The organism is Marinobacter orientalis, assembly GCF_004792665.1.
GTDB lineage: Bacteria > Pseudomonadota > Gammaproteobacteria > Pseudomonadales > Oleiphilaceae > Marinobacter > Marinobacter orientalis.
In genome coordinates, this window is sequence record NZ_SRZX01000001.1 from 361,479 (window position 1) to 383,585 (window position 22,107).

Genomic DNA, 22,107 nt, shown 5'->3' on the forward strand with positions numbered 1-22,107 from the left:
TCACGGCGGCCCGACCTCACAGGCCAGCACCAGCGCCCAGAACTCCGAAAAGTCATTGACCACCACATCGGGTTTGTCCGGATGCTTGTGGGTGCCGGGAAAAATCCGGTTCAGCCAGGGCAGATCCCATTGCGCGCCGTTGAAGAACACGGCGGTCATACCCGCACGCTTGGCGGCAATCACATCTGTGGTGCTGTCACCCACGTACCAGACGCTGGGATCGGGCGGATAATCCAGTTTTTGCACTGCAAGATAAAGCTGGTCCGGGTGGGGCTTTCTCAACGGCGTATCATCACCGCAAACGTCCACATCGAACAGGTGGGTCCAGCCGGTATCGTCCACCGCTGCGAGTTCGTGCTCGAAAAACTCGCGATCGCGATTGGTAATGACACCCACCTGGATGCCCATGCGGCGCAAACCTTCAAGCACCGCCCGCACTTTGGGCTCGAACGCCTTCACCGTGCCGTAGTGTTCCCGATAGTGGCGGTTGAACGACTTGTGGGCAATCTGTTTCGCGTCCTGGTCTTCACCGAACAGCACTTCAAAAATATCCGTGCGTGAAATCTTGCGATCCGCCCGGACTTTAGGGTGCAGCCTGGCAAATTCGCGAACATAAGCCACCAGGCGGGCGTCCTCGGGGGTTTTGCTGTCTTCCGGTGCCAGCATCCGATCGATCAGGCCCAGTTCCTCGAACTCCGGAAACATGTCATCCACCGCGTGGTACATGGCATCGAGCGTGTCCACCAGCGTGGCATGCCAGTCGAACAACACCACCGAGGGGCGAATCAGGCTGACTACCGCCGGGTGCCAGTCAGGCTCAATACGGGGCTGTGGTGGCTCCGGGCGAGGGTATGGTCGTGGCCGGACTTCCGCAGGGGTTGCCCGGAAAGCGTCGGGCTCCTGCCGTTCCAGCAGTGCCAGCAGGTTGATCAGATCCTCAAAGCTGTCGAGAATCGCCGCCGGCGCATCGCGATAGCTGAACCAGCTGTCAATCCGCTCCGACTCCCAACAGGCACCGTTGTAAAACACTCCGGAAACACCGGCACGGTTGGCTGTGAGCATGTCCACGTAACTGTCGCCCACGTACCAGGCGCGCCCGTCTGCAGGGAGAGCCAGCTTCTCCAGGGCGCGGACGATCACTTCCGGATCAGGCTTGTACCCGGTAACGTCATCGGCACAGACCGTGACATCAAAGAGGTTCTGCCACCTCCCCTCGTCCACCGTTTTCAGCTCCCTGTCCAGGAACTCCCGGTTGCGGTTGGTGGATACCGCCAGCCGGATGCCCATTGCTTTCAGGGCCGTGAGATATTCATAGGCGCCCTGCTGGAAGGGCCTCACCTTTCCGAAATACTTCCGGTAGCAGTTGTTGTAGGCCTCATGGGCGATAAGCCTGGCTTCTTTATCGTCACCGAAGATCGCGTTGAAGATATCGGTGCGGGAAACGCGACGCTCTGCAAGGATTCGCGGATGTAGCCGCCGGAAAATCCGGATGTAACGCACCAGGCGGGCATCGTCCGCAGTGCGGCATTTATCTTCAGGCAACAGCCGGTCCACCAGCCCCAGATCCTCCAGTTGCGGCAGCATCTCCTCCATGGCGCTGAACATGGCATCGTGGGTGTCCACCAGGGTGCCATGCCAGTCGAACAACAGCACCGATGGCGCAGGCAACCCGTCACTGAATCGGGCCATCAACAATCCCTCATGGCATGGAAAGCGTAAAGATGTTCATAGTCAGTAAAACCTATTTGGACCATATGCACAAAAACCCCACTTACCCGAAAAAACCTGCATAGTCTGTGAATGCCCCTTCTTCTGGCGCAAGAAGTGGGCGCGGGACTGGGCCAATGTGCGCTATTGCAGCGAGCGTTGTCTGACCAGCCGGCTTGCCAGCAGCGCCACCGCTGCCAGCGCAACAGCGATCAGCATTGGCCATGCCAGTGCCCACAGCTGGTATCCTGCCGGCAACCACTCCGGTGACTTGACCAGCCCTTCAACCTCCCAGGGCATCCACCAGAAAGCGACAAGGCTTACGCCAACACTTGCCAGCCAACCGGTCACCAGCATTGGCGGGTTTCGGCCGGTTTCGATCTTGCCGTTAAGCGTCCACAAATACCGCAGTACCAGTAGCAGGGTGGCCACCGCCCCGGCAACCATCAGAGGAGACAGGTAACCGGCCACGGCAAACTCCAGCCTCTCTTCCAACAGGCTTTCTTTCATCGCCAGTTTGGCGAGCGCACCGCTGGTGAATGGCAGCCCGGCCAGCGACAGGCCGGGCAAGGCAATGAGCAACCAGACAGCTGCCCTGCGCATGGCTCCCGAGGGCAAGGTTATACCCGCAGACAGGAACAGGCTGCCCTTGGCAAGGCCATGATGAAGAGCGTACAGGGCAATGATGGAAAACAGGACGGGTGCGCGTTCGGAATCCGCCATCGCGGCACCCACCATCAGTACGATCAATCCCATCTGGCTGATACTGGAATAGGCCAGTACCGTCTTCGGTTGTTGTTGACGTACGCCCAGAACAGCAGCACCGATTGCACCCACTGCCCCGGCTACTATCATCAGAGCTCCCCACCCCGGCAAGGCCGCTTCACCAAACGGCAGTGTAACCAGCCAGCCCAGCAACCCGGCCTTGATCATCGCGCCACTAAGTACGGCACTGGCCGGCGTGGGTGCCACCGGGTGGGCCAGTGGCAGCCAGAAATGCAATAACGGCAAACCGGCTTTAACACCGAAACCCGCTATCAGCAGTGCAATGATCAGATCCCTGCGGGGCGAACCAGCGATGGCCCTGGGCAGATCCGCAAGCATCTGACTGTCCGCGGCCACAGAGGCCAACAACAACCCTGCCAGAATCGCCATTTCCCCCAGCACAGCCATTATCAGATAGACCCGCCCGGCGTGAGTCGCCTCGTCCGTTCCCTCATGCACCACCAGGCCATAGCCGGCGAAGGTCATCAATGCGAAGAGGCTGTAGAAGCTGCCAATATCCACAGCCACCGTCAGGCCCAGATTCCCCGCCAGGGTCAGACCCCAGAACACGCAGAACCGTCGCAGATGATGAGCCTTCAGGTAACCCGCGGCGTAGATGCCGGCGACGGTCCAGAGCACGGCCGTCAGCAGCAGGAACAGCCGGCGCAGTTCATCCATCGCCCACAGCCCCCCATTGAGCAACCATGGCAGCTCCAGTTGCCAGCCGGGATCGGCGCCAACCGCCAGTACCAGAGCCGGCAAAGGCAAAAGCGGCAGCGCGAAGCGCATCGCCCTCACCCAGCCCGCATTCAGAGCCATCGCCGGATACAGTAACGGCAGAGCCACCGCCAGCAGAGCCAGAACCGACGCAGGAGACATCATGGCGAATACTCCCGTAGTGCGATCAGTTCAGCCCATGACAGGGGGCTGAACGGCAACGAAGCCAGTACACCGACCATCACCGTCATTACCGCCGTCAGCAGCGGCGGCCAGAACAGCCAGGCACTGGTTTCCAGGCGTCCCCAGTGGCGTTCCTCGGGCCAGCTTCCGGCAGGCTCCCGGAACCACAGCCGGTGCATGACTGGCAGAAAATAGGCGGCATTGAGCAGGCTGCTTGACAACAGCACCACTATCACCCAGTCCATATTGGCCGCCAGTGCTCCGGAACCCATGGTCCATTTGGTGATAAAGCCGGCCAGCGGCGGCGCACCAATCATGCCGAAAGCGCCGATGGTAAAGGCCACGGAAGTTCCGGGCATACGCCGCCCGGCACCGTCCATTTCATCAATGCGGTGGATGCCCAGTGTTTCAGCGTAGTTGCCGGCACAGAAGAACAGGGTGATTTTCATGATGCCCTGATGCAGCAGGTGAACCAGCCCGCCGGCGGCAGCAACCGGTCCGAACAGAGAAATCCCGAGGATGATATAGGACACCTGGCTCACCGTGGAGAATGCCAGCCTGCGCTTGAGATCAGTCTGCGACAGCGCGCGGAACGAGCCATAAAGAATGGTGAAGGCGGCCAGCCAGGCCAGCGGTTCCAGCACACCTAACGCGGAGGAAGCCTCAACGCCATAGATATCATAAACCACCCGCACAATGCCGAAGGCCCCCGCTTTCACCACTGCCACGGCGTGCAGAAGCGCACTGACCGGTGCTGGCGCCACCATCGCCTGGGGTAACCAGCCATGCAGAGGAAAAATCGCGGCTTTTACCCCCAGCCCGGCCACGAGCAGGATGAATATGAGAATCAGCGAACGGTGAATGTCGGGATCGGCATCCATGAAATGGCCACCTTCACGGAAGGGCAGGTCACCTGCCACGCCGTGTAGCCAGGCAATCGCCAGCAGCAGCACTGCACCACCGGTAAGCGTGTAGATCACATAAGTCCGCCCCGCCCTCAGGGCCTTTTCGGTACCCCGGTGCACCACCAGCGGATAGGTGGACAGCGTCAGCATTTCGTAGAACAGGAAGAAAGTGAACAGGTTGCCTGCCAGGGCGATGCCCATGGTGCTGGCCACGCAGAGGCTGAAAAAACCGAAAAAACGGCTGCGGTTGGGCGAATCTTCAAGATACCCGACAGCATAGATGGTGGTCAGCAACCAGAGCACCGCCGACAACCCCGCAAACATCATCGACAGAGCATCGGCTTTAAGAACAAACGTCACGCCGGGCACCATGGTGAAGCTCAACCCGTACTCCACGCCCTGAAACACGCCCCAAACCATGACGACCACCAGGCTGAGTTTCACCAGAGCAGCGCCGAGGTTCACCCACGTCCGCAACCGGTAGCCCTTTTCAGGCAGGGCAAAGATCACCAGCGAGGCAATCAGTGACGTCATCAGGGCAAATACCGGTATCCAGGCATTCAATGTCATGGCGAGCCCCCCTCTTCGAACGGCAGCGCCATAACCGACAGCACCTGATCTGACGCCAGCCCCAGGCCCAGGGCCAGCAAAGCCAGAATCATCGGGATGACCTCCAAGCTCCTGGCCGGATGGTAGAACCGGTCCGGCCCCGCGCTCTCCAGGAAAGAGGCACGGTAAATGCGGAACACATAAGCCGCCGAGAGCAGGCCGCCGATTAACATAACCAGTATCCACCACCACTGACCACTGCCCAGGCTGGCCTGGAGTAACAGCCACTTGGCTGCGAACCCGCCGGTCGGTGGCAGGCTCATCAGCGACACCCCGGCCAGACCAAAGGAGAACAGCGAGAACGGCAGGAAGCGGCTGACACCGGTCAACGCATCTACGCGATTACTGCCCGCGGAAAGGATCAGATTGCCGGCAGCAAGAAACATCGCGGCCTTGGCCAGGGCATGACTGATGACCTGCAGAGTAATACCCTGCTGGGCCTGTAACGATACAGATTCAGACACCGAGTACGTCAGCGGGAACAACAGGAACAGATAACCGATCTGGGCCACGGAAGAGTAGGCCACCACCTGTTTCAGCTGTGGCTGGCGGCATGCCAGCCAGCTGCCCCAGACCACCGCCGCACTACCCAGCAGGCCAACCAGTTGTGCCGCAGCCAGGTTACCCAGCGGCTCGCCCAGTTCCAGCCACAGCCTGGCCGCCATATAAAAAGATGCCTTGACCACCAGTGCCGACAACAACGCGCTGACCGGAGATCTGGCGATGCCATGGGCCGGTGGCAGCCACCGGTGAAGGGGAAACAGCGCGGTTTTCAAAGCCAGGCCCGTGACCATCAGCGCCAGTGCCAGCCCGGAACCTGCCGGCACCGGATGGACACCGAGCCAGCTGACCACACCGGCGATGGACAGGGTGCCGAACTGACCGTACATCAGAGCGACGCCAAGCAGATAAACCAGCGATCCCAACAGTGCCGCCAGCAGGTAACGGAGTGAGGCACGCAATGCGTTGGCCTTGCCTCCCAGAGCCACAAGACCAACAGCAGAGAGGCTGATTAACTCCAGCCCGACATAGAGGTTGAACAGATCCCCGCCAAGCCAGACCACGTTAAGGCCGGACCAGAGAAACCAGAACAGGGGCCAGAAATACCGGTGCCAGGGCTTGTCAGGGTCGATATAGACGCCGGCGTGGAGGCCGCAGGCACTGGCCACCACAGCAGTGAGCAGCACGAAGGTAACCGCAAGCCCATCCACGCGCAGTTCGATACCCAGCGGTGCTTGCCAGCCGCCCAGGCCGTAATGGAATCCCCCGTCCCGGGCAACCGTCAGCCATAGTCCCAGTGACACCAGAACCTGAACCAGAATGCCGCCCCAGGTAACCAACCGGCCCCGGCTGAAATCCGTCAACAGGGTCAGCACCGCCCAGGCCAGCGGAGTGAACAGCAATCCGGCCATCAACCACAGCGTCATTCCGGGCCCCTTTCCGGGGAGGCAGGCTCATCTTCAAGACCGGTCATACCGGACAGATGGAAATAACGCCTTATCAACACGACGGCCAGTGCAGTGGCGGCGATTGCTACCACAATACCGGTAAGCACCAGGGCCTGGGGCACCGGATCCGGCCCGCCCTGGTGCTGGGGTAACCCCACCATCACCAGAAACACCCCGGACCCCATGATATTGAAGGCCAGCAGCTTGCGGAGCAGGTGCGACAACCACAGCAACCCGAACAGGCCGATACCGCACAGGATGGCTCCTGCCAGTGCATACAACAGTGACGACGTCATGATGAGGAGCCCTCTTCGGGATCCTCAGCATCATTGACCGGGGCAGACACAAAAAGCGCCAGTAACACCATGGCAATGGACAGGGTCAGGACCGACTCGATAACCACAATCAGGGTTTTGGTCATCCCCGGCGGATAGGCCAGAAAGGCGTCGCCCGCTATGGCACTGGCCACCGCTACCAGCAGAAACACCGTAAAGCCCAGTGCCAGACCCAGTCGCAACAGCAGGCCCGGGCGAAGAAACTCCATGGGAACACCCCCAAGGCGCAACAGCACACCGGTGGCCGCAAGCACCGCACCGGCCTGGAACGCTCCCCCTGGCCGATCGGCACCGGCCCACAACAGATATCCCGCCAGCACCAGCATCAACGGCACGAACCAGCGCTGCAAGGCATAAAGCAGTGAATCGGCTGTACGCAGTTGCGGGTCTTCCAGCGATGCGGTTTTGGCCATCGAGATACCGGCAATGCCGGCAATCACCAGAACGCCGATCTCAAGCAGGGTGTCATAACTGCGGAAATTCAGCAGCACTGCCGTGACCGGATGTTCAACACCACTGCGGTCCAGGTTTTCAGAGAGCAGTTGCGGCAGGTTCCCGGGGTCAGAGTTGCCGGCTATGGTCCAGATGCTGGTCGCCAGCATGCCCGTGAACGCAACGCAGGCCAGAGTAATCGCAAGGATTCGCAAAGTCCGGATCATTGCCTGCCATCTCCCGGCTTGTGCGCCCGGCGCCGCTTGCCGCCGAGGTGGCTGACAGCGTCAAGCAAGAGCACTCCGGTAAGCCCGGCGCCGATAGCCGCCTCCGCCAGGGCAATATCCGGTGCCCGCAAGCGGACCCATGCCACTGCCATCAGCACCCCGAAGGCAATGAACACCACCACGGCCCGGAACAGCTCCGCGGACCAGAGCGCCGCCGCGGCTGTCACCACCAGCGCCAGAACCAGCAAGCCATCCAGCAACCACTCAACCATCGCGGCTTCCCTTCTCGATATCCGCCCTTTGCCCGGACCTGACCGCCCGCGCAACCAGGTGCGCCGAGGTAGCACTGGCGGCCAGCGCCACCACCCAGATCAATACCACCTTGAGGCCCGCCGTCACTGACGGGGCCAGGGGCAACAGGGCGAGGACAATAAAACCGAGCCCCAGATTATCAATCTTGGTCAGGGCATGGATGCGGCACAGGGTATCCGAAAACCGGAATAGCCCAAGGGTGCCAACACCGAAGAACAGGCACCCCACCACCATGAGCACCACCTGGGCAACCAGGATGACCGGTTCAGTCATGGGCGCTCACTTTCAGGTCTGGCCGGGTCAGACCGGGTTTTCTCTGTGCTACGGTCTATTCCCACCACCCGGGTAACAAAGGCCACAACCGCAAGCACTGACAACAGGGCCAGAATGAGGGCCACATCCCTGAGTGAAGGCATACCCTGGGCCTGGGCCAATACCAGCAACAGAGCCACCCCCGTGGTCCCGAACAGCTGTGAGGCCAGCATGCGGTCGGCAGCGTGCGGCCCGCGCCAGATGCGCACGAGCGCCACCAGCAGGTTCCCCAACAGGAATACCGCAACCACATTCAGCATCAGTGTCATGAGGCGCTTTCCTCTGTGCCCGCTTCGCCCAAACCAAACACCCCGGCGACCTTCCTCTCGGCCGCGCGAACGTCTTGATCGATGGGCAGGTCCAGGTCAAGGCAATGAAGTTCCAGGCTGGTACCCTGCAGGCGCACACTGAGAGTGCCGGGCATTAGTGACAGGGTATTGGCCAGAAGCCAGCGGGGACCGCCTTCCGGCAGGCTGGTCTTTACCCGAAGATATCCCGGATTAAGCGGGAGGGAGGGCGACAGCAGACGGCGGACAACGTCCAGGCCGGCGATGACGGAGCGCAGGATAAAATATCCGGTAAAAACCAACATCCCGACCGGACGGAGGGCATGGCTGGATGGCGGATACAGCGTGCAGGAAAACCATGCCACAATCAGCACAATCACTGCACCCGCCCCCAGCCCGGATGAATCGCCTTCGGTCAGCACCCACCACACGAGGAAGAAGGCAGCCGCACGTACGCAAAAGGCTCTGAGTAAAGCCATAAACACTCCCTGTGGGTTTGCAGCAAGCCGGTCCCCCGGCCTCCTCCCAAAAGCTCACAGCATCTGCGGCAGGAACTGCTCACGCCGGCTGATGACCTCACCGGCCACCATAAACACACCGTCGCCGGTGTAATGCAGGGTTTCAGGGTATTCCGGCGAGGTCGCGGCCTCGGCGTTAACCACCTCCCATATAAAGAAGTTATACCGGTCTACCAGGCTGTCATCCACCAACCGGCACTCAAAATTGGCGTAACATTCATGGATTAGCGGAGCCGACACTTCCTTTGCCGCGCCGGCAGAGAGACCAAACTCCTCGAACTTGTCGATCTCGGCGCCACTGCTGTTACCAATCCCGATCACCTGGTCGGTCAACTCCGTTGTCGGAAGGTTGATCACACACTCGCCACTACGGCGAACCATGTCAAAACTGTGGTTGCCGGCGGCAATAACACATCCCAGCAGCGAAGGTGAAAAAGCCATGACCGTGTGCCACCCCATGGTCATGATATTGCGCTGTCCCTCCCAGGCTGAGGAAACCAGTACGATAGGCCCTGGCTCAAGGTAACGCCGTACCTTATCGAGGGGAACAGATTTTTTCGGGGTTGATGATGTCATCGTCTGCCTCCTGCAGGACGAAATCTTTATTAAGACCCTAGCTGACCGGTGCTTGTCGCTGCAAGACATAATCCAGCTCCCGGCTATGCCGCAGCCTTACTTCCAACCCAGCACCAGGTCACCACCGCCATCAACTGTGCAATGGGTGCCCAGATCCTGACCAACCCGGCTAAGGGTTGTCGCCAGCCACTGGCGATCCTGCTCCTCTGCATGGTGCAGTTGCAGCCGCCCCAGCTGCATGGCCACCATGCTCAGGGACTGAAGCTTACCGGTCTGGCGGGACACCACGGGAAAATACATCAGCGTAAGGTCGCCCCTGTAGTCCTCATCGCCACCAATGCCTTCATAATCATTGAGGAAGTCACCGCAGCCGTAGAGAATCAGCTTGCCCTGGTAGACCTCGATGCCACGGGGATGATGGGAGGAGTGGCCATGGATCAGGTCAACGCCGGCTTTTTCGATCAGCGAATGGGCGAACAGCTGCTGTTCGGGCTCGATCCGATAGCCCCAGTTGCCTCCCCAGTGGATGGACAGCATGACAAGGTCGCCGGGTTTGCGGGCCGCGCGAATCCGGTTTGCAAGGCTGTCCACCGACCGTCCTGACAGGTCCGGCAAGCGATAGACTCCGCCATGGCTTGATGTGGCTGCCCAGTTTTCAGGCACGCCGCTACTCTCAAGACAGCAGGCGAACACCAGAATACGCTGGCCACCTGTCAGGGAAAATACGCCGGGCCGGGCGGCCTCCGTTTCATTTTTGCCGGCACCAACAGGGATGATACCCGCCCCGGTCAGGGCTTCCAGAGTGCTATCGAGGCCGTCAAGGTCCCAATCCAGCACATGGTTGTTGGCAAGGCTGCAACCGTCGGGCCGGGCGGCCTCCAGGCAACCGATGTTGTCCGGGTGCATCCGGTAGTGAATACCCTTGCCCGGCCAGGGCGTCTGGCTGGTGGTGATACTGGTTTCGAGGTTGATAAAACGCAGGTCTGGCTGACGACCGTCCAGCTCATCCAGGGCGTCGCCCCAGATATAACGATTGCTGACCGGTTGCTGAACAGGCCCGCTGTGAATTTCGGCCAGGGCCACATAGTCACGGGCATTCTTGACCCAGGGTTCGTAGAGCTCGGGGGAACAGGGATTGGCCTGCACCTGGTCGATGCCACGGCCGGTCATTACATCGCCACACAGGAAAAGGGTGGTAGTTTGCTGTCTGTTGGTCATGACGGCGCCTCCTTCTCTCGTTGCATTCTGAAACAGGCATCAGTACCACAACGGCATCCGTCAGTCCGGGTTGACATACCATGGCACCGTGGCCCGCTCGCTGCGCTCCAGCTCTGCAATAACCTGGGCCCCCAGCAAAAGGATGACGGAGCCCACCTCCAGGCTGATCAGCAGGACAATAATGGTTGCCAGTGACCCGTAGATCACATTGACGAATGAGATATTAAGAAAGTAGTACATCATGATCAGCCGCGTCGCCTCCCACAGGATGGCGGCTACCAGCCCTCCGACCACTGCCCTGCGTGGCGATATGTGAGAGATGGGCAACACCTTGTAGATGGCGCTGAACATGATAAAGACGCTGACAAAGCTGAGCAGGTAAAGGATAACCCCCGGCTCCTCGTAAAGCGTATTGATGAAAGCAAACAGCAGGGTCAGGGTAAGCAGGCCGGCACCCAGCACCAGCATGAACGCATAGGGTAGTACGGCTGAAAGCCAGAAACTGCGCCGAGGATTGTCGGAACGGTGGAAGATAATGGCGATCGAATCTTCCAGCATCCGGAACGCAAACGAGCTGAAGAACAGCAGCACCGGAATACCTGCAATGCCGATGATATCTCGCGATTCCATGAAGGCGCGCACCGCATCCAGCCATACATCAGCGTGGGCAGGTGCGAAGTGCTGGGCCTGGATTGCCATGACCTCCAGCAGTTGCTCCTCTTCCACCACCCTGGTCAGCAGAACCCCGAGCAGCGCCAGCAGGGGCACTGCTGACAACAGCACGTTGTAACCGACGCCACCTGCCAGCAGAATTCCCCGGTTGCGCAAAAAGTTGCCCAACACGCGGCGGGAAAACAGCCAGAGTCGCCGCATGAATACAGCCGGGGAAACGCTACTTGCCGTCTTGTCAGTCATGGCCCCGGCTTAGCTCTCTGCGCTGTCTTTATTCTTTTTTTCCTTCCTGTCTTCGTCGTTGCCTTGGTCGTTGCCTTGGCCTTTGCCTTCATCACCGAGCTTGATCTCCAGCAATGAGGCGATCTCGCTGGCCTCAAGGGTTTCTTCCTCGAACAGTGTATTGGCCAACCGTTCCAGCCGATTGCGGTTCTCTTCCAGCCGTTTGTTCACCTCTTTTTCAATATCGGTGATGAGCTTCCTGACCTCGTCGTCAATCTTCTCGGCCGTCGCTTCGCTGTACTCACGCTCGCGGGAGATCTCATGGCCCAGGAACACTTCCTCCTGGCTCGAGCTCACCGACATGGGCCCGATAACCTGACTCATGCCCCAGCGGGACACCATCCGGCGAGCCAGTTTGGTGGCCTGTTCGATGTCGTTTTCGGCACCACTGCTCACCTCATTGAAGATCAACTGTTCAGACGCCCGACCACCCAGCATGACGGCAATCCGGTCCCGTGCATAACTGGCCGTCATGTTCAGGCGGTCTTCATCCGGCGCCTGTTCGGTCAGGCCCAGAGCACGGCCACGGGGGATAATGGTGACCTTCTCCAGGGGATCTGCCTTGGGGAACAACAGCGCCGTCAGTGCGTGACCGGATTCATGGAAGGCAATCACCTTCTTCTCCTCGTCACTGAGATTCTGCTCCCGTTTGGCCCCCATCAGTACCTTATCCCGCGCCATGTCAAAGTGCTTCATGCGAACCACCTTGCTGTCATCACGGCCAGCGAACAGAGCAGCCTCATTGGCAAGGTTTTCCAGATCGGCGCCGGAAAACCCCACCGTCCTGCGTGCCACCGCTGCCAGGTCCACATCATCCGCGAGGGGCATGGCCTTGGTATGAATTTCCAGTATTTTTTCACGTGCCTGCTTGTGGGGACGATCAAGGGTTACCTTGCGATCAAAACGACCGGGGCGCAGCAGGGCCGGGTCCAGAACATCGGGACGGTTGGTAGCGGCAATCACTACCACGGTTTCGTGGGGGGAGAAGCCATCCATCTCGGAGAGGATCTGGTTCAGGGTCTGCTCACGCTCATCATGGCCGCCACCAACACCCGCTCCCCGCGACCGGCCGATGGCATCCAGCTCATCAATGAAGATGATGGAAGGCGATTCCTTGCGGGCTTCCTCAAACATATTACGTACACGGGATGCGCCTACACCCACGAACATCTCGATAAACTCGGAACCGGAAATGGAGAAAAAGGGAACATCCGCTTCACCGGCCACCGCCCGTGCCATCAGGGTTTTCCCGGTGCCGGGCGGCCCTACCATCAACAGCCCCCGCGGCAGTTTGGCGCCAAGGCGCTGATAAAACTCAGGATGTTTCAGATAGTCAACAATCTCGGTCAGATCCTTCTTGGCATTGTCCGAACCGGCAATATCCTTGAAGGTTTTGCCGGGCTCATCCCTGCTAAAGCGCTTGGCTTTGGACTTGCCCATATTGAACATGCCTCCGGCCTGCTGCCCGCCCCCCATCTGACGCTGCATCCGCTGCCAGAAGAAAACCATCAGGCCGATAAGAATCAGCCAGGGCAGGAAGCTGACCAACAGCCGGGACAATATATCCGGACCGGACTCCTCGGCCCTGATGGTGACGCCATTCTCCTCCAGCAGGTCCACTATCCGGGTCTCACCAACCTCGGGAATATAGGTGCGGAACATTTGCCGGCCCGAGGGGTCATCCGAGCCTCCTGCGTCCTCCAGCATTCCCGTGACCTGATGCCCCTCGATGGTTACTTCAGAGACTTTCCCGGACGTTACCCTGTCCTTGAACTCGTTGTAGCTCAGCTCCTGGGAACCCGATTGCGATACCAGTTGAATGGCATAGAAAATCACAAAGGCCAGTAACAGAAAATTGAGTACCCGGGCCCACTGGGGGGGTTCGTTCTTCTGTCCTGCCTCATTCATCGGATCAAGGGGGTTACGCTGACGCTGATCCTCTCGCTTCTGATCGTTTTTCCGATCGAATCGCTTGGCGTCATCTGACATGAAAGATTCCTCAGTTATGAATACTCGTTACCATTACCCGGATCAGCTTCTATCCGACCAGCCCTGATCTGGCTTGAACCGGTCGCCGTGCTTGTCTGCCAGGGTTTCCAGTGATTTCCGGATATCGTCAAAGCCCCGCTTATGGGCGTAATTCATGGGGCCGCCACGGAAGGGCGCAAAACCGGTACCGAAGATCATGGCGCCATCCACCAGGGCCTCGTCCCCGATCACGCCCTCGCGCAGGCAGGCCATGCAGGCATTCAGCATCGGTAACAGTAACCGGTCGAGAGTCCCCTCCGGAGCTGCTTCCGTCTTGTCCTGCTTGTCGGCTTTGCCTTTTTTCCACTGGTACAGGCCTTCTCCGGATTTCTTGCCCAGCTTGCCATCCTCGACCTTCTGTTTGAGCCAGTCCGGCACGGGTGGCATATCGGTATCCAGCCGCTCACGCAGCATGTCTGCCACACTCAGGCAAATATCCAGGCCAACCTGGTCAGCCAGCTCTATCGGCCCCATGGGCATGCCGAAATCTTCCGCCACCCGGTCGATGCTTTCAGCGGCAACCCCTTCATCCAGCATGATCATGGCTTCCACCAGGTAAGGCGTCAGCGCACGATTCACCAGGAAACCGGGTGCGGTTTCAACCGGTGCCGGCAATCTGTCAATCTGGCCAACAAAGGCATGGGCCCGATCCAGTACTTTTTTATCCGCCTTGTCGTGGTTGACAACTTCAACCAGAGGCATCAGCGCAACCGGGTTAAAGAAGTGCAACCCAACCAGACGTTCCGGATCACCGAGTTTCTCGCCCAGGGTTTCCAGAGGAATACTGGAGGTGTTTGTGGCCAGAATGGCGCCCTGCTTCATCCTCGGCTCCACGTCTTCGTAGACCTTCTGCTTGATATCCACCTTCTCGGGCACTGCCTCGATCACCAGGTCGGCCCGTTCAACACCCCGGTTGGCAAAATCCGGTGTCAGACGATCCAGGATGTCCCGGCGCTGGGAGTCCGACCGGTGTTTCTTTTCGCACAGCTCGGCCAGTTTCCTGACTGCATCCGCCAGCTTGTCCGCCTCCATATCAAAGAGCGTCACACTCAGCCCCTGGAAGGCGCACCAGCCGGCAATGTCGGCCCCCATCTCACCGGCACCCACCACGTGCACATGCTTGACCGATGCGGCCCCGGTGCGGGTCAGGCCTTTCAATTTTTCACGCAGGAAGAACACTTTGACCAGATTACGGGAGGTGTCGGTCGTCATCAGCCTGGCAAATGAGGCGATTTCCTTCTTGCGCATGGCTGGGCCGGAGTCACCGCCGTACTGTTCCCACAATTCGATCAATGCCTCGGGGGCGGGATAATGCTGAGGGGGCGCTTTCTTGGCCGCCTGTGAACGCATCTGGCGCGCTTCCAGTTGCCGCGCCGGTCTGGTGGTAAGCACGCGGCCACGGATGCCGCTGCCGCTCTGTTCGATATCGCCCGCAATCGCGGCGTCGACAGCTGCAGCAACATGACGTTCCTCCAGCACCTGATCCGCCAGCCCCAGTTTCTTTGCCTTGAAATCAGGGACGGTCTTGCCGGTCAGCATCATGGTCATCGCTTCAATCGGATCCGCCAACTCTGTAAAACGGGCGGTGCCACCCAGGCCCGGATGCAGGCCCAGTTGCACCTCGGGGAAGCCCAGCCTGGCGCCGGAAATGGCAAACCGGTAATCACACGCCAGGGCAAGTTCTAGGCCGCCTCCGAGGCATGAGCCATGGATAACGGCGATGGTGGGAAATGACAACGCCTCAAACCGGTCAACCACCTCATGGGCCTCGGTAAGCCTGTCCACCAGCTCTGTTTCCGACTTGAGCTCAGAGAACTCCGAAATATCCGCTCCGAGGCAAAAACCTGTGGGCTTGAAAGAGCGCAACACCAGTCCTTTTGGTGGCTTGCTCTCAAGCTCATCCACAATCCTGCCGAGCTCTTCAAGCACGCCGGCGGAGAGAACGTTGGCTCCGGCATCCTTCTTGTCGAAGATCAGCCAGGCAACATCTTTTTCGTCCCGATCAAGGTGCCAGTGCTGCCAGTTTCCCGCCTGTCCTGTTTTATCTGCACCCTCAAACGGCCCCCGGGCCATCTCACGGGCGCTCAGGGCTTTCATAATATGACCTGTCATTGTTGCCTCCTGCATCTTGTGGCTAAAGCGTGGCTGCTGTGACGGGCGTTACACTGCCTCGATCAGCATGGCTCCGGACTGGCCGCCACCAATACATTCGGTGGCAATGCCCCGCCTGACACCCTTGCGGTGCAGGGCATTCATCAGGTGCAGGACTATCCGGTTGCCGCTGGTGCCAACCGGGTGACCGATGGCCACGGCACCGCCATCAATATTCAGGCGCTCGGGATCGAGTTTGCCCATGGGCTTGTCCAGCCCCAGGGCCACCCTGCAGAATTCCGGGTCATCCCAGGCTTTGGTGCAGGCCAGCACCTGGGCTGCAAATGCTTCATTGATTTCCCACAGGTCAATATCGTTAAGGCCTGCATTGTGTCGTTTCAGCAACGCGGTAGAGCTGAGCACCGGGCCAAGCCCCATGATCCTGGGGTCCAGGGCCGCCCACTCACTGTCAACCAGAACGGCCCTGGGTTTGAGTCCGTATTTTTCTACCGCCTCCTCGGATGCCAGTATCAGCCACGAGGCTCCGTCAGTAACCTGTGAACTGTTACCGGGGGTCACCTGCCCGAACGGCGGCTCAAAAGCCGCCTTGAGCTTGCCAAGAGCCTCGGTGGATGTGTCGGCACGCACGCCGTCGTCGTGCCTGAACAATTCCCCCTCCGGCGATATGGCGGGTTCGACCTCGTCATCCAGCCAACCTTCTTCCTGCGCCCGGGCAAGGCGCTGGTGGCTCGACACGGCATACTCGTCGGCCTGCTGCCGGGTAATGTTGAACTGCTGGGCCAGTACTTCGGCGGTCTGCCCCATACTCAAGCCGACAATGGGATCGGTGAGCCCCTTTGCCAGGCTGATTTCCGGCTTGAAGTCCTTCGGGCTGAACTGGCCGAGCTGGCGCGCATAATCCTGGGGAGAGGAAGCGGCATTCAGGCCTGCCAGCCACTCCACCGCCCCGGTCTGAAGAACCATGGGGGCATGGCTGAGGGCTTCTGTGCCGCCGGCCAGGATCAGGTCGCTGTCGCCATCACGAATGTATTTAAAGGCGGTATCGATGGATTGCATGCCCGAGCCACAGTTGATCTGGACAGTAAACGCCGGCATGGTCTCGCCCATGCCAAGACGCAGGGCGGCAATGCGTGCCGGGTTCATTTCCGACGGCACGACATTCACGCATCCCAGAATCACCTGATCGAAGGCGTCCGCCGGCATCGGCTGGCGAAGCAGTAAAGGCCGTCCGCACTGGACAGCGAAATCTACCGGTGAGAACGGACCTGGACGGCCCCTGGCTTTCAGAAAGGGTGTCCGAGCTCCGTCAACAAGATAAACCTTGCGCGGATGGCTCTGCTTTCGAGCGCTGGAATTGCTGTCTGTTTTGTTTTCCTGGTTGTTCTTTTCCTGGTGCTGTGCCATTGAGATCCCTCCGTAGGCCTTGCCGGGCGCTCTGCATGCCCGAACCGCAACTTATCTATATAACTCTGGCCTCTTTCGTCAGGGTTTCAAGGGCAAATCGGGCCAGCGGGTTGAAAAATCCGACCCGTGAAACAAAGTATAAGCCTCTATGTTGAAAAAAGGAGGCAACTTATGATTCGCGCACAAGATCTATTTCCAACCCGACTGGAACGTAAGCTGGGCATGTTCGAACGCCTTGATCCGGTTGTCCACACGCCGGAAGAACGCCTGAGCGACGGTCCGTTATCGGAAGAAAAGGTTCGTGAATTTGATGAGCGCGGCTTCCTGTTCTTCGACTCGTTTTTCGACAAAGGGGAGATGGAGAAATTCGTCCAGGAGCTCCAGGAGTACGAGGAAGATGAAGACCTGAAAGTCTCGGAAGGCACTGTTCTCGAGCCCGGCAAACAGGAAATCCGGTCTATCTTCGGGATCCACGAGATTTCTGAACGTTTTGACCGGCTGACCAGAAACCCGCAATTGTTGAAGATCGTCCAGCAGTTACTGGACAGCGATGTGTACATTCACCAGTCGCGCATCAATTACAAGCCCGGCTTCAAGGGCAAGGGCTTCAACTGGCATTCTGATTTCGAGACCTGGCACAGTGAGGACGGCATGCCGCGGATGCGCTGCCTGAGCTGCTCTATCGTGATGACCGACAACAACGAGTTCAACGGTCCGCTGATGCTGATTCCCGGTTCGCAAAAATACTTTATCCCCTGTGTTGGCAGGACACCGGAAGACAACTACAAGGAATCACTGAAGATCCAGAATCTTGGAGTGCCTGATGCCGCGAGCCTTACCCAGCTGATGAATAAAAATTCCATCGAAGCACCGAAAGGCCCACCGGGTTCTTTGATCATTTTCGAATGCAATACTCTGCATGCCTCCAATGCCAACATGTCGTGCTGGCCGCGCAGCAACCTGTTCTTCGTCTATAACAGCGTTCACAACACCCCGGGGGCGCCATTCTGTGGCAACAGACCGCGGCCGGAATTTCTGGCCAACCGGAAGAATTGGGCCCCACTCAAACCGGTGTGATCACCTTGCAGGCTGAGACCTGAACCTGGTTTTCGGGTAAAAAAGGGAGCGTGGCACGGTGCCACCTCCCCTCGCCGGTTCAGGGCAGAACGCTGCCGCCTCCTGCCGGCCCTTTGAGCGGCGCCCGCTGGGCTGCGTCCTGCTTCTGCTCATCAGTGGGGATCTCCATACCCCGCTGAACCGCTGGCCGGTCTCCGACCCGTTTTAACCAGTCAAGCAACGGCTTCAGGCCGGCGACGGACTCAGCATCTTCACTGGCCAGTTCATCAACCGCAGTTCTGGCCCAGGCATAGCTGGCGACATCGGCGATGCTGTAGTCGGATCCGCCAAGATACGGCGTTACGCCAAGGCGTCCGTTCATCACTTCCAGCAAACGCAATGACTCTTCCCGGTATCGTTTGATGGCAATGTCGCTCTCAACAGGCGCGGCATCCTTGAACCAGTGCCACTGCCCCACCATTGGCCCGAGGTGTCCCACCTGGAAAAACAGCCAGCCCAGCACCTCGGTGCGGGCTTCACCGGACTCCGGCAGCAGACTACCTGTTTTCTCGGCGAGGTAGATCAGGATATTGCCCGACTCAAAAATCCGTCGTGGCTGACCGTCAGCACCCTCGGCGTCATGATCCACCAGCGCCGGGATCTTGCCGTTCGGGCTGATTCTCCGGAATTCCGGGTCGTGTTGCTCACCCTTGCTGATATCAACTGCAGTCACACGATAAGGGAGGCCGGTTTCCTCCAGCATTATGGATGCCTTTCGGCCGTTCGGGGTACTCCATGTGTACAGGTCAAGCATCATGAGTGCGTCCTCCTTTTCAATTGGTATTCAGCTCTCTTCTTCCTCTGTCTCCGCCCCGCACTTTTTCAGGGACGGCAGCACCAGAACCGGACACGGGGCATTCACCGAGACATACTCCACGGTTGCCCGGCGCATGGACCAGCGCCCACTACTACCACGGGATACCAGCATCAGCAGGTCGGCACACAATTGGCCCGCAAGACCCACCAGTTTTTCGCCAGCGTTACCTGCCACCACGTGCAAGCTTGCACCGCGGTTCAGCGGCAGATATTTCCGCGCCAGAAGGTCCAGCACCTCACGGACCTCCTTCTCTTTTTCCTCCGGCGCCTCTTCCGTTACATGGGGGAAAAAACCACCACCGCCCGGGCTGTAGGCACTGGCAAGGTGAAGTTCACCGTCCTCGTCCAGCAGGTCCATAGCGGCCTCCAGTGCACGCTTGCCCTCGCCGTCATCGTCCGGGTCGATGGCGATCAGCATTTTCCGATACATACTCGTTCTCCTGATTGGTTTCGGAGTTAGCCTCCACTTCCGGGAAAGCCCGTCCCCGGACAAGCTCATTCATATTGTAGCCCCGATAATCCGCCCGCAGCGCCCTGAACAGCGCCACTGCCATAAACAACAGCAAAATGCAGAAAGGCAGGCCCAGGGAGGTAATCACGTTCTGCAGGGCATCCAGTCCGCCGGCCAGCAACAGGGTGGCGGCAATCATGCCCTGCGCTGCCGCCCAGAAAATGCGCTGGCGCACCAGAGAGGGCTGATCATCCCGACGGGTCAGCAGATCAATCACAAGGGACGCAGAATCGGAGGATGTGGTAAAGAAAATAACAATGATGACCACACTCAGAGCCGACGCTACTTTGGCAAACGGGAAGGCCTCCAGAAACGCAAAAATGGCCACGGACGGATCCTCACGCACCTGCTCAGCCAGATCTATCTGGCCATTCATCTCCACCTGGATGGCGGACAACCCGAAGATTCCAAACCACACGAGAGTGAAAGCGGTGGGCGCGAACAGAACACCGGCGACGAACTCGCGTATGGTCCGTCCGCGGGAAATCCGGGCGATGAAAATTCCGACATAGGGCGCCCAGGAAATGGTCCATGCCCAGTAGAACAGGGTCCACTGCCGTTGCCAGTCAGTTTCTCTGAAAGTCTCTGTCCAGAACGCCAGCCAGGGTAAGGCATCGAAATAATCACCAGCACTCTGGACCATTCCCTCGGCAATAAACAGGGTTGGGCCGACAGCAAGCACAAACGCGAGCAGGACCATGGCCAATATGATGTTGAACTGAGACAGCCTGCGCACACCCTTGTTGAGGCCGAGGGCCACGGATGTCGCGGCAATACAGGTAATGATCGTGATGAGCATGACCTGAACCGGGCCGGTGGAAGGCAAACCAAAGAGATAGTTCAGGCCACTGTTCAGTTGAAGGGCGCCCAGGCCGAGCGATGTGGCCACACCAAAAAGGGTCCCCAGTACGGCAATCACATCGACCGCCCAGCCCCAGGGCCCGAAGGTGCGCTCCCCGAGGATAGGGTAGAACAGGCTGCTGATGCGCATGGGGAGATTGTGCCGATAGGCAAAGTAACCGATTGCCAGACCCGGCATGGCAAAGATAGTCCAGGTGTGCAGGCCAAAGTGATAGAGCGCCACTGTCATGGCATCACTGGCAGCCTGTTCCGATTTCGGCTGCACATCGCCGAACGGCGGCGAGGCAAAATGGGAAACCGGTTCTGCCACGCCCCAGAACATCAGGATGGTACCGATGCCGGCGGCAAACAGCATGGTGAACCAGGTCAGATTGGAATAATCAGGCCGGCTGTCGTCGGCTCCCAGACGGATATTCCCGTAGCGGCTCACCGCCAGGCCAAGCAGAAACACCAGTAGTGAGGTAACCGCAAGGATGTAGAACCAGCCCAGGTTGCGGGCTACCCACCCGGTCAGCAGACCAAAACTGTCAGCAACATATTTATCAAAAGGGATTGCCAGGACGACGAAAAGCGCAGCCGCCCCGGCAGAGGTGAAAAACACCCCGGGTATTGTCTGCAGCCCCAATTGGCGTTGCAGTCGTTCCAGCACAAGAGCCTCCGGTCCTCTCTGAAAAGATACAGCGAAGGCCTTACGCTAGCACATAAGCCGCCCTGTCAGCGGACTGAAATCAATTTTTGTCCAGTTGCCGCTGATGCTCCAGCATCTGCTCCATCATGAGCTGCATCTGGTTCATGCGATTTTCCATCATGTTCAGACGTTGCTCAGAACTCATGCCGGCGCCATCAGAGCGATTTCCCTGGCCATTGCCAGACTGTTTTTTACCCTGATTGTTACCCTGGTTATTCATCATGCCCTGCTGACCATCGCCCATCATTCCCTGACCCTGGCCCATCATTCCCTGGCCCTGGCCCATCATGCCTTGGCCCATCATTCCGCCACGCATCATGCCCATGTGTTCCTGCATGGACTCCATGTGCTTCTCGCGAATTTTCTGACGTTCGGCATCCGATGTGGCGCTACGCATTTCCTGCATCATGCCCTGCATTTGCGACATGTTTTCCTGCATTTGCTGCATCTGCTCCTGGTTCATCATGCCACCACGGGGCATCTGCTCGGAATTCCCCTGCGCCAGAACCAATGTAGGCGCTGCTACCAGAACGGAACACGCGATTAAACGGCTAAATCTGTTCATGAGATCCTCCTTTCGTTTAAATCATCCCCAGTAAAGACCATGAAACTGAATCGGAACTGAAAATCGAGATTAACTTGAGATTACATCAACGGATATTGATCTGCATCACGGCACCGGAATTACGGCGCTGATCATCCCCCGACCACCGGTGCTGCAATTCGCCTCATAACTTCGGAGCCAATGCCGGTACCAATCATTATAGACATAAGGCCACCAAAGATGGCGGTTCCGGTCATCATCAGAGGACGCACCCGCATACCGGCGCAACGAAAAAAACGCCTCGTCCAGAGGAACATCGAATTCGATCGATTCAATCAGGATGACCGTGCGGGATCCGGGATTATCCGCATCCATCATCGTCCAGCGTGTAGGTATCCGGCGCCCCGTCCATGGTTTTGATCTGGTCGTAGGTCAAACGCTTGACCACCTGATCCCGCTTCCCGTAGTCGGCTACCGACACTGGAATAGCGCCGCCGCGAACTTCGAATTCAAGCCGGCATG

General features: G+C 58.8%; 21 protein-coding genes. 1 reads left to right on the forward strand and 20 read right to left on the reverse strand.

Going from position 1 to position 22,107, the window contains the following annotated elements; translation table 11 throughout:
* The 16 genes from DIT72_RS01760 to DIT72_RS01840 all read right to left on the reverse strand — a co-directional run bounded on the left by DIT72_RS01760 (position 1) and on the right by DIT72_RS01840 (position 17,049).
* A complete protein-coding gene (locus DIT72_RS01760; protein ID WP_135953483.1) occupies positions 1-1,689 on the reverse strand; it encodes an HAD family hydrolase in 1,689 nt (562 codons plus the stop codon).
* A gap of 162 nt (positions 1,690-1,851) precedes the next feature.
* Positions 1,852-3,354: a complex I subunit 5 family protein gene (locus tag DIT72_RS01770; RefSeq protein ID WP_206081038.1), complete on the reverse strand. Its 1,503-nt coding sequence runs from the start codon at positions 3,352-3,354 to the stop codon at positions 1,852-1,854.
* On the reverse strand, positions 3,351-4,847 hold the full coding sequence (locus DIT72_RS01775) for a complex I subunit 5 family protein (protein ID WP_135953484.1): 1,497 nt from the start codon (positions 4,845-4,847) through the stop codon (positions 3,351-3,353). Before DIT72_RS01775 ends, DIT72_RS01770 begins: the two co-directional genes overlap by 4 nt.
* Complete coding sequence (locus tag DIT72_RS01780; protein WP_206081039.1) at positions 4,844-6,313, reverse strand: complex I subunit 5 family protein; 1,470 nt, start codon at positions 6,311-6,313, stop codon at positions 4,844-4,846. The genes DIT72_RS01775 and DIT72_RS01780 overlap by 4 nt, the downstream gene beginning before the upstream one ends.
* A complete protein-coding gene (locus DIT72_RS01785) occupies positions 6,310-6,630 on the reverse strand; it encodes an NADH-quinone oxidoreductase subunit K (RefSeq protein WP_135953485.1) in 321 nt (106 codons plus the stop codon). Before DIT72_RS01785 ends, DIT72_RS01780 begins: the two co-directional genes overlap by 4 nt.
* The gene (locus DIT72_RS01790; protein ID WP_135953486.1) at positions 6,627-7,328 is read right to left on the reverse strand and encodes a Na(+)/H(+) antiporter subunit B; all 702 of its coding nucleotides are present in this window, start codon (positions 7,326-7,328) and stop codon (positions 6,627-6,629) included. The genes DIT72_RS01785 and DIT72_RS01790 overlap by 4 nt, the downstream gene beginning before the upstream one ends.
* Positions 7,325-7,600: a Na(+)/H(+) antiporter subunit B gene (locus DIT72_RS01795; RefSeq protein ID WP_135953487.1), complete on the reverse strand. Its 276-nt coding sequence runs from the start codon at positions 7,598-7,600 to the stop codon at positions 7,325-7,327. Before DIT72_RS01795 ends, DIT72_RS01790 begins: the two co-directional genes overlap by 4 nt.
* The gene (locus DIT72_RS01800; RefSeq protein WP_135953488.1) at positions 7,593-7,913 is read right to left on the reverse strand and encodes a cation:proton antiporter; all 321 of its coding nucleotides are present in this window, start codon (positions 7,911-7,913) and stop codon (positions 7,593-7,595) included. Before DIT72_RS01800 ends, DIT72_RS01795 begins: the two co-directional genes overlap by 8 nt.
* Complete coding sequence (locus tag DIT72_RS01805; RefSeq protein ID WP_135953489.1) at positions 7,910-8,221, reverse strand: monovalent cation/H+ antiporter complex subunit F; 312 nt, start codon at positions 8,219-8,221, stop codon at positions 7,910-7,912. The genes DIT72_RS01800 and DIT72_RS01805 overlap by 4 nt, the downstream gene beginning before the upstream one ends.
* Positions 8,218-8,718, reverse strand: a complete 501-nt coding sequence (locus DIT72_RS01810) for a Na+/H+ antiporter subunit E (RefSeq protein WP_135953490.1) — start codon at positions 8,716-8,718, stop codon at positions 8,218-8,220. Before DIT72_RS01810 ends, DIT72_RS01805 begins: the two co-directional genes overlap by 4 nt.
* 54 nt (positions 8,719-8,772) lie before the next feature.
* The gene (locus DIT72_RS01815; RefSeq protein WP_135953491.1) at positions 8,773-9,333 is read right to left on the reverse strand and encodes a flavin reductase family protein; all 561 of its coding nucleotides are present in this window, start codon (positions 9,331-9,333) and stop codon (positions 8,773-8,775) included.
* Positions 9,334-9,429: 96 nt separating this feature from the next.
* Entirely contained in the window at positions 9,430-10,551 is a 1,122-nt protein-coding gene (locus tag DIT72_RS01820) for a CapA family protein (protein ID WP_135953492.1), read from the reverse strand.
* Between the two features lie 60 nt (positions 10,552-10,611).
* A complete protein-coding gene (locus DIT72_RS01825; RefSeq protein ID WP_135953493.1) occupies positions 10,612-11,466 on the reverse strand; it encodes a YihY/virulence factor BrkB family protein in 855 nt (284 codons plus the stop codon).
* A 9-nt stretch (positions 11,467-11,475) separates the two neighbouring features.
* Positions 11,476-13,494, reverse strand: a complete 2,019-nt coding sequence (gene ftsH / locus DIT72_RS01830) for an ATP-dependent zinc metalloprotease FtsH (RefSeq protein ID WP_206081040.1) — start codon at positions 13,492-13,494, stop codon at positions 11,476-11,478.
* Positions 13,495-13,536: 42 nt separating this feature from the next.
* Positions 13,537-15,645: a 3-hydroxyacyl-CoA dehydrogenase NAD-binding domain-containing protein gene (locus tag DIT72_RS01835; RefSeq protein ID WP_135953494.1), complete on the reverse strand. Its 2,109-nt coding sequence runs from the start codon at positions 15,643-15,645 to the stop codon at positions 13,537-13,539.
* Positions 15,646-15,693: 48 nt separating this feature from the next.
* A complete protein-coding gene (locus tag DIT72_RS01840) occupies positions 15,694-17,049 on the reverse strand; it encodes an acetyl-CoA C-acetyltransferase (protein ID WP_135953495.1) in 1,356 nt (451 codons plus the stop codon).
* 171 nt (positions 17,050-17,220) lie between these two features.
* Between DIT72_RS01840 and thpD the strand changes: the two genes are divergently transcribed.
* Positions 17,221-18,126, forward strand: coding sequence for an ectoine hydroxylase (gene thpD, locus DIT72_RS01845; protein WP_135953496.1), 906 nt, complete (start codon positions 17,221-17,223; stop codon positions 18,124-18,126).
* A 79-nt stretch (positions 18,127-18,205) separates the two neighbouring features.
* Here the strand turns inward: thpD and DIT72_RS01850 are convergent, their stop codons facing one another.
* The 4 genes from DIT72_RS01850 to DIT72_RS01865 all read right to left on the reverse strand — a co-directional run bounded on the left by DIT72_RS01850 (position 18,206) and on the right by DIT72_RS01865 (position 21,606).
* Positions 18,206-18,922, reverse strand: coding sequence for a glutathione S-transferase N-terminal domain-containing protein (locus DIT72_RS01850; RefSeq protein WP_206081041.1), 717 nt, complete (start codon positions 18,920-18,922; stop codon positions 18,206-18,208).
* A 27-nt stretch (positions 18,923-18,949) separates the two neighbouring features.
* Positions 18,950-19,411: a universal stress protein gene (locus DIT72_RS01855; RefSeq protein ID WP_135953497.1), complete on the reverse strand. Its 462-nt coding sequence runs from the start codon at positions 19,409-19,411 to the stop codon at positions 18,950-18,952.
* Positions 19,371-21,002, reverse strand: a complete 1,632-nt coding sequence (locus DIT72_RS01860) for a BCCT family transporter (RefSeq protein WP_135953498.1) — start codon at positions 21,000-21,002, stop codon at positions 19,371-19,373. The genes DIT72_RS01855 and DIT72_RS01860 overlap by 41 nt, the downstream gene beginning before the upstream one ends.
* Before the next feature lie 79 nt (positions 21,003-21,081).
* Positions 21,082-21,606: a hypothetical protein gene (locus DIT72_RS01865; RefSeq protein ID WP_135953499.1), complete on the reverse strand. Its 525-nt coding sequence runs from the start codon at positions 21,604-21,606 to the stop codon at positions 21,082-21,084.
* Positions 21,607-22,107: the final 501 nt, after the last annotated feature.